This is a genomic window from Pseudomonas sp. KBS0707 (genome assembly GCF_005937945.2).
Lineage (GTDB): Bacteria > Pseudomonadota > Gammaproteobacteria > Pseudomonadales > Pseudomonadaceae > Aquipseudomonas > Aquipseudomonas amygdali.
The window spans coordinates 3153074-3168189 of the sequence record NZ_CP041754.1; the positions used below are offsets into that span (position 1 = coordinate 3153074).

12 protein-coding genes and 1 pseudogene are annotated in these 15116 nt (G+C 52.8%); 10 read left to right on the forward strand and 3 right to left on the reverse strand.

Going from position 1 to position 15116, the window contains the following annotated elements:
- Positions 1 to 39: 39 nt before the first annotated feature.
- The 8 genes from FFH21_RS14850 (at position 40) to FFH21_RS14885 (ending at position 9424) form a co-directional block, all read left to right on the forward strand.
- Positions 40 to 417 (forward strand): helix-turn-helix domain-containing protein, encoded by a 378-nt coding sequence (locus FFH21_RS14850; protein ID WP_116818349.1) that lies wholly within the window; start codon positions 40 to 42, stop codon positions 415 to 417.
- Between the two features lie 82 nt (positions 418 to 499).
- Positions 500 to 697, forward strand: coding sequence for a hypothetical protein (locus FFH21_RS14855; RefSeq protein WP_041924565.1), 198 nt, complete (start codon positions 500 to 502; stop codon positions 695 to 697).
- 535 nt (positions 698 to 1232) lie between these two features.
- Complete coding sequence (locus tag FFH21_RS14860; RefSeq protein ID WP_011168788.1) at positions 1233 to 2441, forward strand: tyrosine-type recombinase/integrase; 1209 nt, start codon at positions 1233 to 1235, stop codon at positions 2439 to 2441.
- Between the two features lie 560 nt (positions 2442 to 3001).
- Positions 3002 to 3985 carry a site-specific integrase gene (locus FFH21_RS30610; protein ID WP_230383531.1) on the forward strand — a complete coding sequence of 328 codons (984 nt, stop codon included), beginning with the start codon at positions 3002 to 3004 and terminating at the stop codon, positions 3983 to 3985.
- Complete coding sequence (locus tag FFH21_RS14870) at positions 3978 to 6263, forward strand: hypothetical protein (RefSeq protein ID WP_011168789.1); 2286 nt, start codon at positions 3978 to 3980, stop codon at positions 6261 to 6263. Before FFH21_RS30610 ends, FFH21_RS14870 begins: the two co-directional genes overlap by 8 nt.
- 125 nt (positions 6264 to 6388) lie before the next feature.
- Positions 6389 to 6775 (forward strand): hypothetical protein, encoded by a 387-nt coding sequence (locus FFH21_RS14875; protein ID WP_017683874.1) that lies wholly within the window; start codon positions 6389 to 6391, stop codon positions 6773 to 6775.
- Positions 6776 to 6990: 215 nt separating this feature from the next.
- Positions 6991 to 8150 (forward strand): IS3-like element ISPsy24 family transposase gene (locus FFH21_RS14880; protein ID WP_371215761.1). Its coding sequence is split into 2 segments (ribosomal slippage): positions 6991 to 7246 and positions 7246 to 8150, totalling 1161 coding nucleotides; the frame shifts between segments, so codons are not numbered across the junction.
- 14 nt (positions 8151 to 8164) lie between these two features.
- Complete coding sequence (locus FFH21_RS14885) at positions 8165 to 9424, forward strand: IS256-like element ISPsy17 family transposase (RefSeq protein ID WP_004666928.1); 1260 nt, start codon at positions 8165 to 8167, stop codon at positions 9422 to 9424.
- Between the two features lie 114 nt (positions 9425 to 9538).
- Here FFH21_RS14885 and FFH21_RS14890 read toward each other — a convergent pair whose 3' ends face one another.
- A complete protein-coding gene (locus FFH21_RS14890) occupies positions 9539 to 9736 on the reverse strand; it encodes a helix-turn-helix domain-containing protein (protein WP_230383591.1) in 198 nt (65 codons plus the stop codon).
- A gap of 121 nt (positions 9737 to 9857) precedes the next feature.
- Here FFH21_RS14890 and FFH21_RS14895 point away from each other — a divergent pair, with 121 nt between their 5' ends.
- Together FFH21_RS14895 and FFH21_RS14900 are read left to right on the forward strand one after the other, a co-directional pair.
- Positions 9858 to 10349: a hypothetical protein gene (locus tag FFH21_RS14895; protein WP_020313861.1), complete on the forward strand. Its 492-nt coding sequence runs from the start codon at positions 9858 to 9860 to the stop codon at positions 10347 to 10349.
- 132 nt (positions 10350 to 10481) lie between these two features.
- Positions 10482 to 10676, forward strand: coding sequence for a hypothetical protein (locus FFH21_RS14900; protein WP_017683871.1), 195 nt, complete (start codon positions 10482 to 10484; stop codon positions 10674 to 10676).
- A gap of 116 nt (positions 10677 to 10792) precedes the next feature.
- Here FFH21_RS14900 and flgB read toward each other — a convergent pair.
- Both flgB and FFH21_RS14910 read right to left on the reverse strand, forming a co-directional pair.
- A pseudogene (flgB, locus tag FFH21_RS14905) lies at positions 10793 to 10858 on the reverse strand (flagellar basal body rod protein FlgB); the annotation flags it as partial.
- Positions 10859 to 11372: 514 nt separating this feature from the next.
- Positions 11373 to 15110: a hypothetical protein gene (locus tag FFH21_RS14910; RefSeq protein WP_178114224.1), complete on the reverse strand. Its 3738-nt coding sequence runs from the start codon at positions 15108 to 15110 to the stop codon at positions 11373 to 11375.
- Positions 15111 to 15116 lie beyond the last annotated feature (6 nt).

The window sequence follows — 15116 nt, forward strand, 5'->3', positions numbered from 1 at the left end:
TATTCCGATACTGGATGGGCAGACAGGAGATAGATTCACATGGGAAATTACGACATGTCAGGCATACCAATGAGCATCGGCGAAAATCTGAAAGCAAAGCGAGAGACCGCAGGGCTATCGCAAAAAGCCTTGGCGGGTCTGATAGATACAGCGGTTAATACGTACATAGGGTGGGAACACGACAAAAATCCGCCGCCAGCAGACAAGGTTGCAGCAATAGCAAGGTGCCTAGGATGCTCAACTGATGAACTGATATTTGAGAGGTCAGAACGCAGTGTTTCAGAAGATATGAGAGCTCTTTTCCGACGGATGGAGCAGCTACCTGAGAACATGCAAAGCCAGGCACGCGCGGTGATAAGAGGTCTGGTTCTGAGCCTCGAGGAAGAAGCAGCAAGGCAGGAAAACGATGTGGCGTAGGATCGGAAATTGTGGAAAACCACAATAAAGTGGGGGTGTAACAGCACCCCCACCCGGCTGGCTCAAAATCGCAGGAGGCGTGATGCACTGGATATTGGCAATAGCGATGACAGGATCAAGCACAGCAAGCGTCATGAGGCCGTACAGCACCGAGGCAGAGTGCAGGAAAGCACTGGAAGAGTTTTTCAGTAGGCAACACGGAAAAATGGAGTACAACGGCAGCTGCTTTGACGAAAACGAAAAAAACGACAGGAAATTCCTGAAATTATTCAAAGGCTGATACAGAAAGAGCGCCACGCCCTGCGCCGAACTCAGCCCGGACGATAGAACTGTCCGCCCTGCCCCTACGGGCCCTACGGGGTCGTGTGCTGAATATATGCCAGGAAAACGAAGTTAGCCTGGCAGATCGATAGAAGCTCTCCGCCTTCGCTACGAACAGGGGCTCGCCCCTGAAGCCCCGAGGTGCTGCAAGGAAATTGCCTCCGGGACCCGACAACCGACTGTGCTGTGCGATTTGGGTCCGTTGCGGTAAAGCTGGGTGATCATGGCGCGAAGTGATCTTGCGGAGGGCCTGAGAGCGTCACACGCGATCAGGAGAGGTGGTGCCACGCATAATTGACGTTATGGGTAAATCGATCGCCGGGGGCTGCGCAATGGTCCCGACGATCGATTCTGGCCGTTGGCCGCAAGTACCATAACGTCCACACATTATGCGTAAGCCGAGCTTGTTCGTGTGTGTTGCGGTTACACAGGAAATTACCTAGGCTCAATTGCAACGCTTCCTACCATAAGGAGCAGCTTCAGCTGTTGCGCTTATGCCTGTTATTCATTTGAAAGACATTTCCGTGCCTTCCGGACTCGTTGGTTGGTTGTTGACCGATGACCGTGGACGACCGCGCTATTGGTCAACAGTCTGGTCTGCACTGGACGGTGCCAGCTTGGCGCCGTCCACACTACGAACCCAGTTGTCCGTGATCGAACAGCTGTATCAGTCGGCCAGACGGCTGTACCAGTCTGACTGCCTTGATCGGCTGATTGCGGAACTCAAATTCGATGAGCTTGAAGCCTGTCTTGAGACGTTTTTCATCGCGGCCAAGAATCATGGCGCCCAGACTGCAGCCAACTATCATCCCAACTGGCGTGTGGCCTACGTTTTTGTCAAAAGTTGTGTTCAGCGCCTGGTGAAGAGTCATGCCGATCCCGCCATGCTTTGGCGGCTTAGCATGCGCCTGGAGCGCCTGGAGAAACTGTTTGACTCGCTGGGGATGGCGCCCGCGCCGCCAGCTGAGATTGTTCGAGCCTTGCCAAGCCCGGTACTGGATGAGTTTTACCAGATCATTGATCCGTACTCGATGAAAAATCCATTTAGAAACAGTACATTACGCTGGCGTAATTACGTATTGTGCCTACTCATGTTGCATCTTGGATTACGCCGCGGTGAAACCCTGGTGCTGCCTATGGATGCATTGAAAAGCGAAAAGCGCTTCACCCCAACTGTAGAAATCGTCAACTGGCTGAATGTCGGCGACAATCCGTATCAGCGCGATCCACGCCCGGAACAACCCAGCCTAAAAAACAACAATGCCGCCCGCCAACTGCCCGTGCCGCCAGCGTTGGCCAGCCTCATCAGGACCTTTGTCGATAATTACCGGCCCTCGACCCGGCACAGCTACTTATTTTCCTCGTTGGAAGGCAATCCACTATCATTACGCCAGGTCAATGGTATTTTTGTCACCATCACAGGTGAGCTCACCGCTGAAGCGCGCCAAACACTTCAGCAGTATCGCGGGGCCGGTCGCATTACACCGCACGACATGCGGCATACGTGTGCGACTGTCAGGCTTCATCAATTTGTAGAAAATGGTGACGACCTCGAGATGGCAATCCAGAGACTGCGAGCTTTTTTTGGCTGGGCCCGCACCTCGGATATGCCGCGACGGTACGCACGAGCTTTTTTTGAGGATCGCTTAGCCACCGTTTGGAATCATGCATTTGACGTCCATGTCAGCCATCTGCGCTCCTAAAAGGGGCAGATGAAGGAGCAGCGCATGCAGCGGAGTCAGTCGGGCTTTCTCGGTATCGCGAGACTGATAGAGGCGTTGGCTCCCCTGCCTCCCCTGCCCTCTGTAATCCGTTATTGGGATGATTTTGCAGACTGCTGGAAAACCATAAGAAATCCCACGGAAAACGTATGGTCCTTCGAGGTTAATGGTGAATTCCTAAGATTCGACTTCAGTTCCTTTGACGGAGAATTGGTACACCTAATGAAGCTGTGGCTTGCTCGTTCCGTTTCTGAATTGGCATGCGCAACCGTTAAGATATATTTCCAGGCGCTGCAAAGGCTCGATAAATGCCTTATATATACGACGTTAGAACTCTCACTAATCCCAACCCTAAGTATCGATGATAAGTGGCGTCGTGAAATAGTTACAGCGTGTAACAATCATCAGCTAAGCGCGCTCAAGTCGTTGCTATTATTTTGTTGCGGTCAATCCTTGGGGCTTCTGAGCAACGATTCCAGACCTCGAATTGCATCACTTCCTCAACACGCCGTGGACAAATACGCCGTGATGTATTTCTTGATTTGTATGAAGACCGGAAAGTTATTGATTATCTGGATTCGCTCAATGACGCCTCAAGACATGATCTGGCTTACCTCAAAACCCCTATTTTAATTAGCGTTTGTATTTTATGTATTTGCTATCAGCTCGCAATGCGTCCCAAACAGATCGCCAAACTTAAAGTCGAACATCTGAATATATTTAATTTTGAAAACTCCGTCAGTGTGCAGTTTCGATTTTTTCGAGGGAAACAACGCAAGAGCACAGCGCCTATACCGATGTTACGAAAAATAAAACGCGAGTGGGCAAATATCTTTGTAGAGTTGCATCGCCGGCGAACTACGGACCAAGCGTTCCCTCAAGCATCTGGTGCCCTTCCAGACTCCTTGTTTGGGCTGACTCCCGCAGGCGTCGTCATATCGCTAGCAAGAGTTTCCGCAGAGCTTGGGCTGGATGGACGTAGTAGCACTGATTTCAGGCACAGCGCTGCGCAGCGTATGGTGGACGCAGGCGCTACCCAGGAAGAACTTGCTGAATACATGGGGCACACTTGGTCAATGACCGGGCTAGTTTATTTTGAATCATCACCGACGCAGGCTGAGCGGGTGAATCGCGCATTGGCCATTTCCCCGATATGTAGCAAAATTGAGCGTATTGCCAGAAACCGAACGATCAGTACGGAGGACTTATCGAGCGCACTACCCGCGCACCAAATAGGAGGTATGCCACACGGAATACCCATAGCGGGAATTGGTATGTGTACGCTGGGCCAGGGGCTTTGTGCGAAAAATCCGGTATTGTCATGTTATGGCTGTGATCGTTTCCTGGCCGTCCAGAATTCTAAGATTCATGAAGAGGTTCGTGACGGTTTGCGCCCTGTTGTGCTGCAATTTTACAACGCATCAAGAGGTGAGAACTACTCCCCCGCTTATTCGCAACTGCAAGATGTCCTGGAGCGGGTGGAACATGTTATTGATGAGCTAAATGGCGCCGTTGATAATGAATAATAATTTTAGAGATTTCATTAAAAATAATAAAATGCTCGCCACTTCCAAAGGCGTCAACTGGGACATTCCCACTGGACCTGATGGGACCGTAAAAAAAGGTGAAGGATGGCCGCTGTTCCGTATGGCGGGGAATCCCCGAATCCCTTATTGGCTTGCGGACTTAGGGACCGACATAAAAAGCCTAGCGTTGATCAACGCGGAACGCAGCGCACAAGGCATGCCCCCCATCACAAGGACGATGCTGTCGAATGCGTGGCAAGACTTAATCAAAGCATGCGCTATTCATTATATTTATGTGAAAGGTGCATCCGCAGCGCATGCGAGCCAGTACATCGTGCGAACCATTCGTGTCATTGCCTCTTGTTGCGACAACGCTGAGCCGTGGGAGTTGAGCGTTGATCACATTGCGACGGCACTTAAATTCGCATCACTGTTACAGCCTTCAGGGCAGCTGGCTAGAGGAATCAGCAATTCAGTACAGCATATATTTGACTTTTATTGTTTGACTGATCGCACTCCGTTGTTGCCAGCGGTGAGCGTTAAACACCGTAACAATCGCGACGATACGTCTAACTTTCGACAGAGCCTTTCGGAGCGCAAACGCTCTGAGCGTCTTCCTGATTACAATGCATTCTGGGAACTGATTCGGATTGTTTTTACCGAAGAGCCACAGACATTTTATGACGAGTTGAGGTTTGCGCAAGCCAAAATTCTGGTGCTCTGTGGTCTGCGGATGGGCGAAACACCACTCATACCAGCCGATTGGTGCCAGGAGTTTTCTTATCTGAGTAAAAAGGGCATTCCCGCAGGCGAGTATGGTGGTATTTCCTCATCGATCGCCCTTAAATATTTTGTGGAAAAAAGAAGTATTTCGGATAAAGACGGCAAGCTCTTGTATCCAGATATTCAGCACATTCCCGAGATATTCAGAGAGATTATTACTCAGTTTCTGGGACGGGTGCTTTTGCTTACCCAACCGCTCCGCACCACTCTTAAGAAACAGTATGAATCCAATCGGATTTTTGCTGATTTTCAACCGGACGAATTGGTGGCCGCGGCGGACCTCTATCCGTGTTTGACCGGCAATCCGTTTGTTTTTGAAGATGACGAGGAAACTCGACTGATTGCGCAGTACAGAAAAAATTACGATATAGATGTATTAGATGAAATTGAACGCCGGCAGTTGTTATTAAAAGAACAGGGTGGAAAACTGAAGAATGTTGTTCGTCAGTATTTCGCTGTGCTGCGTAAAGGCTATGAATCGCTAACCCCTTTTCGCACAGTATCCGGCGCGCCTTGTAAGGTAAACTTTAGGACGGGGTGCTTTAAGATTTCGGAGATGGAGCAACTGGTGAGATTAAAAATGCCGTCCAAGCTCTCCCCCCTAAAACCGTTGCGCACCACTGCGGGTTCGATATCGCCGTATGACCTGTTATTTCTTGCGCCCATACGCGCGCTATCAGAGGGGCGAAATGACGGGCTGTGCGACATTCGAAAATACTGTTTTATTGGTATTCTCGATACGGTCGATTTGCGAAACCATTACTATAAAAGTCAGAGTGCAAACACCACATTTTTTCAACGGTATGGGCGTGACGAAGAGAACCAAGGCCTTACCATCAATAGTCATTCTCTGCGACACGTTCAAAACAGTGAACTCTTTAGGATGGGTGTGGCTGACACGATCATAACTAAACGTTATGGCCGTCGTACCGTTGAGCAGTCGTACCAGTACGATCATCGCAGTTTGCTCGAGGAACTTGCCTCGATGGATTTACCCCAGGCTGCGCAAGGCGTATTGTCGGCAGGCAGTTCGCAGGTGCTAGCGATGGTTCTGAGTGGAAAGGTTTCCGGTCCAGTTGTTGATGAGTTTCGAGAGATTCAGAAAACAATGGGCGATGAGGCAGCCTTTCTCTATCTGGCGGGAGAAGCTGATGGATTTCACGTTACGCCTTATGGGTTTTGCATCAACAGTTTCGTAACCAATCCGTGTCCAAAACACTTAGAGTGTTACGGCGGGTGTCGTCATCTTTGTGTTACCGACTTGCAAACCCATCAGCAAAATTTGGTGGGGCTTCGTGAAAAAATTGCATTAGCCGTTAACAAAATTGAGGCTCGCGTGAGCGACAGTATTGGTAGAACAAACCAATTGAATCATGCCAAGAAAACCTTAGAGAATATTGATCGAGCATTGGCGTGCCGACCGGGTGAAAAGCCTTTTCCAGATGGTCCAGATTTGTCGGTACAGGTCCATCAAGTAGACTTGTTCGAAGGCTAGTTACCTTTACGCTGCTGCCCTGTTACCTAGCTAGCGGAGAAAATATGTCAGCGCTGAGCAAACCTGTCCGCCGCACCGTCAGTGCGAGTCAGCTTGATGATGATCTCGTTCGCGTTCTCGAAGCCATGCTGGACAGCGGTGAGAAAATAACCGCCCATGCCATTGTGCGTAAAATCGAGACTCTAGGTGCCGTTTCCAGTCTCACCCGGGACACCTATCGCAGCGACTTGATTGCGCAGTATCAGCAATTGCAAGTGGTCCGAAACCAGTGGGTCGAACGAGCGAAAAAAAACTCTCAAAAACACTTGATAACCACTCTTGCGATGAAAGATGAGCGTATAGCGGACTTAGAGCGGCAAGTCGCTTTGCTGACAGCCTCTCACAAGGCGATCATCTTGGCCGTAGGTGAACTGGGTGGACTTCGTGCATGGCAGCGGTTTTTTCCGCATTACGATGAACACACGCTGATGGTCCTGCCCGATCTTGAAGAGCGTAAGCCTGGTTCGACTTAGCTACCCCCTCCTCCCATCCGGCGCGCTGCAATTACGGCGACAACTTTGACATAGGCTCAGAAGGGGCTTTTAACGTTCACAATGCCTTGATCATCACAGCCCCATCAATGTGCTTCAGTCAACTGCCCTCGAATCGTCTCAAAAAGCTCTTTGTAGTGGTCTAATGAAACCGGACACCCATTTAGGCGAGAATGCTCGCCAGATAGAGGTGTCTGATGACCAAACAACGCCGTACCTTTTCCGCTGAATTCAAACGCGAGGCCGCAGGCCTCGTGCTCGATCAAGGCTATAGCCACATTGAGGCCTCTCGCTCGCTGGGAGTTGTCGAGTCCGCACTGCGTCGCTGGGTTAACCAGCTTCAACAGGAGCGCAACGGTGTCACTCCACAGAGCAAAGCCCTGACGCCCGAGCAGCAGAAAATTCAGGAGCTGGAAGCCCGGATTGCCCGTCTTGAGCGGGAGAAATCCATTTTAAAAAAGGCTACCGCGCTCTTGATGTCGGAAGAGCACGAGCGCATGCGCTGATTGATCAGCTCAGTGCCCGTGAATCGGTTGAGTTGCTGTGCGAAGCCTTTGAAGTACCTCGCTCGTGCTACTACAACCATCGCCTTAGACGGCGCAATCCAGACGTTGAGCGAGTCCGGCTACGCAGCCGGGTCAACGAGCTGTTTACACAAAGTCGAAGCGCTGCCGGCAGCCGCAGCATCGTGTTGATGATGCATGAAGATGGCGAGCAGATTGGCCGGTTCAAGGTACGTAGCCTGATGCGAGAGCTGGGATTGATCAGTAAGCAACCGGGATCGCATGCTTATAGAAAAGCGACGGTGGAGCGACCCGATATTCCGAATATTTTGAATCGAGCATTCGATGTTCCAGCGCCCAATCAGGTGTGGTGCGGCGATATCACTTACATCTGGGCACAAGGGAAATGGCATTACCTGGCTGTGGTTATGGATCTTTTCGCGCGCCGAGTGGTGGGCTGGGCGTTATCGAGCAAACCGGATACTGATCTGGTAATCAAGGCGCTGGATATGGCCTACGAACAACGCGGCAAGCCGCAGGGCCTGCTGTTTCACTCGGACCAGGGCGCCCAGTATGGCAGCCGACAATTTCGCCAGCGGCTTTGGCGATACCGCATACGCCAGAGCATGAGTCGTCGTGGCAACTGCTGGGATAATGCGCCGATGGAGCGGGTGTTCCGGAGTTTGAAAACTGAGTGGATACCGACCGTGGGCTACATGACGGCCCAAGAGGCTCAGCGAGACATCAGTCATTATCTGATGCATCGCTACAACTGGATTCGGCCACACCAGTTCAATAACGGACTGGCGCCAGCTGAGACTGTCAGAAATTTTGTGTTCGGGCATAACATGTAGCTAGAGGTGCATGTATGCCGACCAAAAAGAAGTCCGCCAATGCAACAGCGAGGGAGTTGCCCTCGATTCCCCAAGAGCTGATCGAGCAGTTTGTTAAAGGCCCGATGAGCGCCGAAGCCATTCAAGACGCGTCCATGGCGTTCAAGAAGGCTCTGATCGAGCGTGCGCTAGGCGCCGAGCTGGGTCACCACCTTGGTTATCCTCAGGGCGCGGAGCGCCCTGAGGAGTCGACCAATCAGCGCAATGGCAAAAGCAGCAAGACGGTTCTGACCGACGACGGGCCGCTTCGCCTGGATATCCCCAGAGACCGCGATGGTAGCTTCGCCCCGATCCTGATTCCCAAGCACGAACGCCGTTTTACAGGCTTCGACGACAAGATAATTGCCATGTACGCCCGGGGCATGACGGTGCGTGAGATCCGCGCTTTTCTATCTGAGCAGTATGGAACTGACGTGTCCCATGACTTCATCAGCTCAGTCACCGATGCGGTCATGGAAGAGGTGGGCGCTTGGCAGCAACGACCCTTGGAACCGATGTATCCGGTGATCTTCTTCGATGCGTTACGGGTCAAAATCCGGGACGAGGGGTTAGTGTGCAACAAGGCTATTTATCTGGCGCTGGGGGTATTACCTGATGGCACGCGCGACATTCTGGGTATATGGATCGAGAGCACCGAGGGTGCCAAGTTTTGGATGAAGGTGTTCAACGACCTCAAGACTCGTGGCGTTGAAGATGTTCTGATCGCCGTCACGGATGGCCTCAAAGGAATACCGGAGGCGTTGGGGGCGGTTTTTCCTGCCACGACGCTGCAAACCTGCATCGTGCATCTGATCCGCAACAGCTTGGACTATGCCGCTTGGGATAAACGTCGGGCACTGGCCAAAGCACTCAAGCCGATCTACCAGGCGATCAATGCCGATGTGGCTGAGCAAGAGCTTAACGCCTTTGAAGCGGGCCCCTGGGGCAAGCAGTATCCGACTGTAGTTGCTGCATGGCGTCGCGCCTGGGATCGGGTTATACCGTTTTTTGTTTTTCCGGCGGGCATTCGCAAAGTGGTTTACACGACCAATGCCATCGAGAGCATCAATGCCCAGTTACGCAAGATCATCAAGACTCGAGGGCACTTCCCGACCGATGAGGCTGCGACGAAACTGATATGGCTTGGGTTGCGCAACATCACCGCCAACTGGGGTCATGCGGCACACGACTGGAAAGTGGCAATGAATCAATTTGCGATCCTGTACGGAGACCGATTTACCAGACCGAGCTGGTAAAACAAGGGCCTGCCTGACGGCAGGCCCTAACCAGCCCGAACACAAAAAAACTGATACTCCCCGCCAGCTCAGTCCGAAAAAAGACTTAACGTCGTGTCCGGGATCAGTTGACCACTACACTTCCAGCGTATCGCCTGACTGAACCCTAAAACATTCTACAAGCAGGCTTAGGGGGTGAACCTCCATCCTGTCTGCGAGCTGAGTCACCTTTTCCAAGGTGACGCCCTTCATACCTCGCTCCAAACTACTGATGTAGGTTCGGCTGCTGACCAGGCCAAAGTCTTCTTGCGTGAGCCCTTTGCGTAATCTCATATTCCGTAAGGCTTCTGCAAATGCTTCCTTCAATTCCATTTTGCTCACCGTGCAAAAGCAACGATGAAGCCGTTTTGAAACCTATAGCACTACAATCTATAGGACTCATCGAGGGCTGATTATGGCTAAGCAAGCAAAAGAGAAAAGCGCTCCGCCGGAAAATGCTCGTATGTACGTTGGAATGCTGGATGAGCAGGATCACCTGGCTGGCGTCCAGATAAAGGGGTTTGAGTGCGATGCTGAATTGGTGCAGTTCTTAGACCGGTGTCACTACGACGGCTCATCGTCTGACATTGTGGATGTTCAGTTGGCCTTGCCGCCTTGGCTTAATGCTACGGATCGTTGGACAGCTCAATCTCTCATCGCAATAGCCTACGGGCGGTTCCAGGCCCCGGGCGGGCGGGTACGAACAAAATACATTTTCCAAGTCGCCTCAGGATTGATGTACAGCGACGATGCGCTAGTTTTCCCGGTCAACATCCAGGAGTGCACAATCTTGTACAAGATGGGCGATCCTCCAGGATTTCGTCAGCAACCACACCTAGAGCCCCATCAGGTCCAGATATCGGCACTTATCGAAAGGGTATTGAATGCTGTTACGGATGTTCTATAGGCTCTCGGTACTCTGCTGGCCTCCCTCCTTGTGTGAGCGAGCCGCCGATAAGGGTAACTCTACCCATGCTGCTTCAGTACCTCAGAGTGTTAACCTGAAAAAGCTGTCCATCGCAATTTACTGGAGCTACATATGACTCGCAGGGTGATGCTGGAACTTGACCTGAACGAAAATGATATTGATGCGCTGATACAACTGGTCGCGGATCCTCGAAGCGTCGCTCTATCCATTGCACCAAAAGACCCCAGGATGCGGAGTCGCGTGATCGATCTGCTGGTACAGATTGGCGATGCCGTTGAGAGGATTCCAGCAACCGCGCTCCAGTGACTACTCTCCGCCGGCATTCCCTCAGGTCTGCTGGATTTCAGGCTGCTTGTGACCTTCCGGCATGCCTCATCCAGCCGATAGACTTCCTACGCGGGTTCTGTTTTCGAGGGACATGGCTACTCTCCACGTAGGGCTGAAACCAGTCCTTTGAATTTGCTGTTGAGCAGGGTAAAGCTGGTCTGGTGTCAGGGCAGCCACTATTGGTAGTTGGCGACCTTTGATATAGCGGTCAACGCGGCCGTGACCTCGAATCAAGCAGGTGCGATGTAACCTGGCTAGCCTCCAAGTCGGTGCTGTTACTGCTCTGCCTGCTTCCCTGGCACTGTAGATTGAGCCACGCGCAGCGAATCCTCGCGCTGATGCAGATCTAGAATCTGCGCGGCACGCTGCTTTAGCTGCAATATGGGTTGGCCAACGGGGCACGTTAATTTTATCAGCCGTTTGGGCGGCTACTGCCTGTTGGTGCGCATGGTGGTTTTCTGCCGCGCCTGATCTTCCGAGACCGCAGCCCGCTCACGTTCCGCGGTGCACTTGCCGACACTCGGTCAGCGTCTGTTCGCCGACCGCTTGATGCGACGCCTCGACAAAAACCGCCGAAACCTCGACCTCGAGGATGACAGACGCGTAGAAAGCAGGTGCTTGTACTCGATGGGCCTCGAATCGCAAGCTACCCTCCTTCAGCCACAGACCATGGCTTTAGTGCCCCTGCACACCTCGGAAGGCCTCTGTCTGTTCCAATGCTACACTTCGACGATCCCCAAGGTCGATGAGAGTATCAAGTATGCGCAGTAGGCCCTGCGCTTGTTCGGTACGCAGTGGGAAGTTGCTGTCCGCAAGACGTTGAACGACTCCAGCCAGGCGCGCCGCAAGCGTTGTTCCAATCCAAGTTGCTTCAGCAGAGGGCAATTTCACTAAGGCGGCGTTCACTTGCAGGATAAAATCATCGAGCGGGTATGCAGCGTCCGCGCGTTCACATAGCGTCAAAAATTTATCCATGACGTAAGCAGACCAACCCACGGCAGTAACGAGCTTGGTGACCAAAGGCATGATCATATCGATCTGCGACCAGTCTCCATTGGCAAATCTTTTGGCACCGGGCGCATTCGCTACAGAAACAAACAGCAGTGCCTCGATGAGAGCCGGCAGGTCATTTCCATAAACCTTCCCTGCACGGTATCTACCCCTAGTGAAAGTAGGATCGCTGATGACGCGATCCACACATAACTCCAACAGGTCCAATACGTTTTCGGGAACATCCAAGGAGTCCATGACATGGCGGCAGGCCGTCCTATCAGCAAATCGCGAAAGCACCGATAACGCCTTGTCGTCATTCGATAGGAAAGGCTCAAGGCACCTCTTACGCACCCACTCCTGTTCCAGCCAGGGAGCGGTACGCGCAAGTACCTCCCCGAGCGCGTATTGCCATTGATAAATTTCAGGCTGATGGGAGCGGCGCGCCTTTTCCTTGATCCAGGGTGGCATCAAACGATCGGCGGTCCATGACACAAATTGCTCTAGCGTATTTTGCCAATGCACACGATAGCAACCGGGCTGACACCACGCTTCGATGGGAAACAGCGGAACAATTTTGGCGGCAAATTCGGCGTCAAACGACGGGGTGGAATCCTGCCAGCTCTGCTCGTCATCCCATTGCTCGTCATCGGTGCGCCTTGAGGGCGACTCAGTCCACGGGGGCGGGACATCAATAAACGGCGTCACCATAGGGGTGGTAAGACTGGTCAGCGCGCGTGCAAGCCCTTCTTCCCGAACCCGTTGATTTCTTGAGTTATCCTGACCACCTCGTACGCTGTATATCGGCCGCCAATAGATCGACAGATCCATTGCCAACTGTGCAGTGACCCAACGTACGTGTTCGTCGGCATCCGTCAGCAAGCCCCGAAAAGCGAAATGGGCTACGTCGTCCAACGTATGCATGGTGAGTTTGAGCAAGCGTGCAGCGGAGTCATCGCTGGCCATTCTCGAGCGGCGCAGGTGAACCAGCGCGACGATTAGATGGTTTGCGGGGTGCCATGATATTCGCGCGCCTGGATAGGATTCCGGCTCGTCCATACGCTCGACACGAGCTAATACGCCCCATGCCCACTCCTGGCGGTTATTGGTAGTCGAATCAAAACGAATGACACAGGCGGCGATGGCTGAGATGGCACTCTGTGCCGCATGGCCGCCGACATCGCTGCGCACCGCAAACATTAAGTCGGAGTCATGAGCCTTGGCGAACGCGACGGCATTGGCTATATCCCAATCGGCCCGCGGTACGTTTTCAGAGAGCGATTGCGTAGCCCATCCGAAGGCCCATTGTGCCTGCAAGAAGGCAGTGGCTTCTTCGAGTCGCTTTTGCTGTTTAGGTGCGAGTGGCACTGGTGACTGATAGGTGATCAACACTCCGTCATTGGATGCTGGGGCCTGTCGATAGTTTTTTTTGTCGCCTAGGCCGGCCCAGCGCTTGGCCTGCTCCTTGAGGTGCTCGATTGCGCTGGGATCTTCTCGCAATTCCGCGATTTCAAAAGGCAAATTATTGGGGAACGCCTCGATTCCTGCCTTGAACTGCTCGCGCAAGTTTTCATCGCGGCTCAACGCAAATGACATTGCCAGTTGGTGCACATCGCGTAAGCGACTTTCGCGCTTGTCCAAAAAAGCTTTGGCGAGGGCCCTGGACCCGGTAAGTCGTGACACGAAGCCCAAGCCTAGAACATCAATGTCCTTAGAAGGTCCATGCACCACGCGCGCAATATCGTGACTCCATAGTTTCTGACAGGTCACAAGACGTAACGTCACATTTGAGACTTCTAAGGTTTCAAGTGCCAGAACTAGCGCCAGCCCCAAAGAGGCATAACACTCGCTTCCACCTTCGAGGATCAATTTGATGACATCGCCTGCGGGACGGCCCTGATCAATCTCCTGAAAGGCCCAGTAGCTGAGGGCAAGATAGGCACATTCAAGCGGTGCTGCCGTCAGCTGCCCTTGTGACCAACTGTATACGTGCCAATCCCCCCAAAACGATTGTGTTCCCCAAGGGAACTCAACCACAACGGGAAGTGGAGTGCCCATAGTGCGTCGATTTAGCGCATAAATTTGCCGCCAGCCGGTCACCGCATGGTTGCCCAAGTCGCGTATTAACTTAAGCGCGTATCCAGGTGCATGGTCGAAGAGACTGGTAAACGGTTCGTGCCGCGCCGAGGGATCAGTGTAGTAGCGGTGATGTCGATTGATTCCAATGTCATCAAGGCTATAGCGGTCCTGGCCAAGCGGAAAAAAAGCCGAATCCAGCTCGTTACGCTCGCGCTGCGTGCGCTCTGCTTCCGGAATCGCGCGCAGTTTCTTTAATCGTTGATGTTGCGCTTCATTCTCCTGTTGCTGACGGTCAAACCTGTCCTGTGGCAGCTCCTCCATGAGCGCAGCCTTCGTTACAGCGACGAGCAATTCGGGGGCGATCTCGCTAAGTATCGGGGCAAATGTCATGAGATCGTTGTACGCCGCCTCGCGCACATCTGCATCGATGGAAGCGCGCTCCAATAGGGCGACGGCGGGGTCAGGGTAGGTGCGCGCGGAGCGAAGGAAAGTATAGCGAAGCGAGCTGGCGAGACTGGAGCTGGCATCTCCCATCAGATCTTGCCACTGGTTGCCCGACTCATCGGCAGGTTCCGCGGCCTCGGACCGCTCCATTTGAAGCAACCAGCTGCTGCACTGTTGTACGAGCGCAGCACTTCTAGGGTTCCGAAGGTTCGCACACATGTTTTGCCAGACGCTGAAAACTTCGAGCACATGGGAGACGAGGCGAGCCGGAAGTGAAGGCGCGAGCGGTAAGAGCCAATCCAGCAGGCGACCCCAACTGCGCACATCAGATGGCCAGCCTACCAAGTGCGCAACACGGATTTTCTCCTCCCCCTCCCCTGATTCATCAGGCCTTTGAAGGACAACCGGATTGGGTATTGTGTGCTGCGCCTGGTACCAAACCAGTAACTTTTCCAAGAGAGCGAAGTCGTCCTCACGCAGCAACGCTGTAAACTCCACTCTGGTTTCACTTTTTATGAAGGCTGAAGTAAAGGGCGGTGCCGTCAGCCATTCCCGCCGCCATTGTGGTCGCAGCGATTGGCCTTCCAATGCGCGATAGCCTTCAGTCCATTTACCGGGCGTAGCAAGTGAGTTCTGCGCGAGCAGCGCAATCACGCGCCCAAGTAGTGGAGGCTCTCCGGCGTTGCTCAGCGCTATCTGCCAATCGGGGCTGAGTTCAATCAAAAGGCGGAAAAAAGCCCACTCAAAAAAGATGTCATGGGTGAACGAAAATGAGGCCCCACCATCCTGCTCTCGGATAATCAGATCGGTCTTGAGCGCTTCGATCTGAGCGATCGTTCCCTCCTTCAGGTGCCGCACGGATATGTTTTTGCCAAGGTTACGCACACCGGACTCAGCCAAGTCGAT

Excerpts from the sequence above, each read along its gene's own strand:
- FFH21_RS14850 (WP_116818349.1), top strand. The coding sequence starts at position 40 with ATGGGAAATTACGACATGTCAGGCATACCAATGAGCATCGGCGAAAAT.
- FFH21_RS14855 (WP_041924565.1), top strand. The coding sequence starts at position 500 with ATGCACTGGATATTGGCAATAGCGATGACAGGATCAAGCACAGCAAGC.
- FFH21_RS14860 (WP_011168788.1), top strand. The coding sequence starts at position 1,233 with ATGCCTGTTATTCATTTGAAAGACATTTCCGTGCCTTCCGGACTCGTT.
- FFH21_RS14870 (WP_011168789.1), top strand. The coding sequence starts at position 3,978 with ATGAATAATAATTTTAGAGATTTCATTAAAAATAATAAAATGCTCGCC.
- FFH21_RS14875 (WP_017683874.1), top strand. The coding sequence starts at position 6,389 with ATGCTGGACAGCGGTGAGAAAATAACCGCCCATGCCATTGTGCGTAAA.
- FFH21_RS14885 (WP_004666928.1), top strand. The coding sequence starts at position 8,165 with ATGCCGACCAAAAAGAAGTCCGCCAATGCAACAGCGAGGGAGTTGCCC.
- FFH21_RS14890 (WP_230383591.1), bottom strand. The coding sequence starts at position 9,736 with ATGAGATTACGCAAAGGGCTCACGCAAGAAGACTTTGGCCTGGTCAGC.
- FFH21_RS14895 (WP_020313861.1), top strand. The coding sequence starts at position 9,858 with ATGGCTAAGCAAGCAAAAGAGAAAAGCGCTCCGCCGGAAAATGCTCGT.
- FFH21_RS14900 (WP_017683871.1), top strand. The coding sequence starts at position 10,482 with ATGACTCGCAGGGTGATGCTGGAACTTGACCTGAACGAAAATGATATT.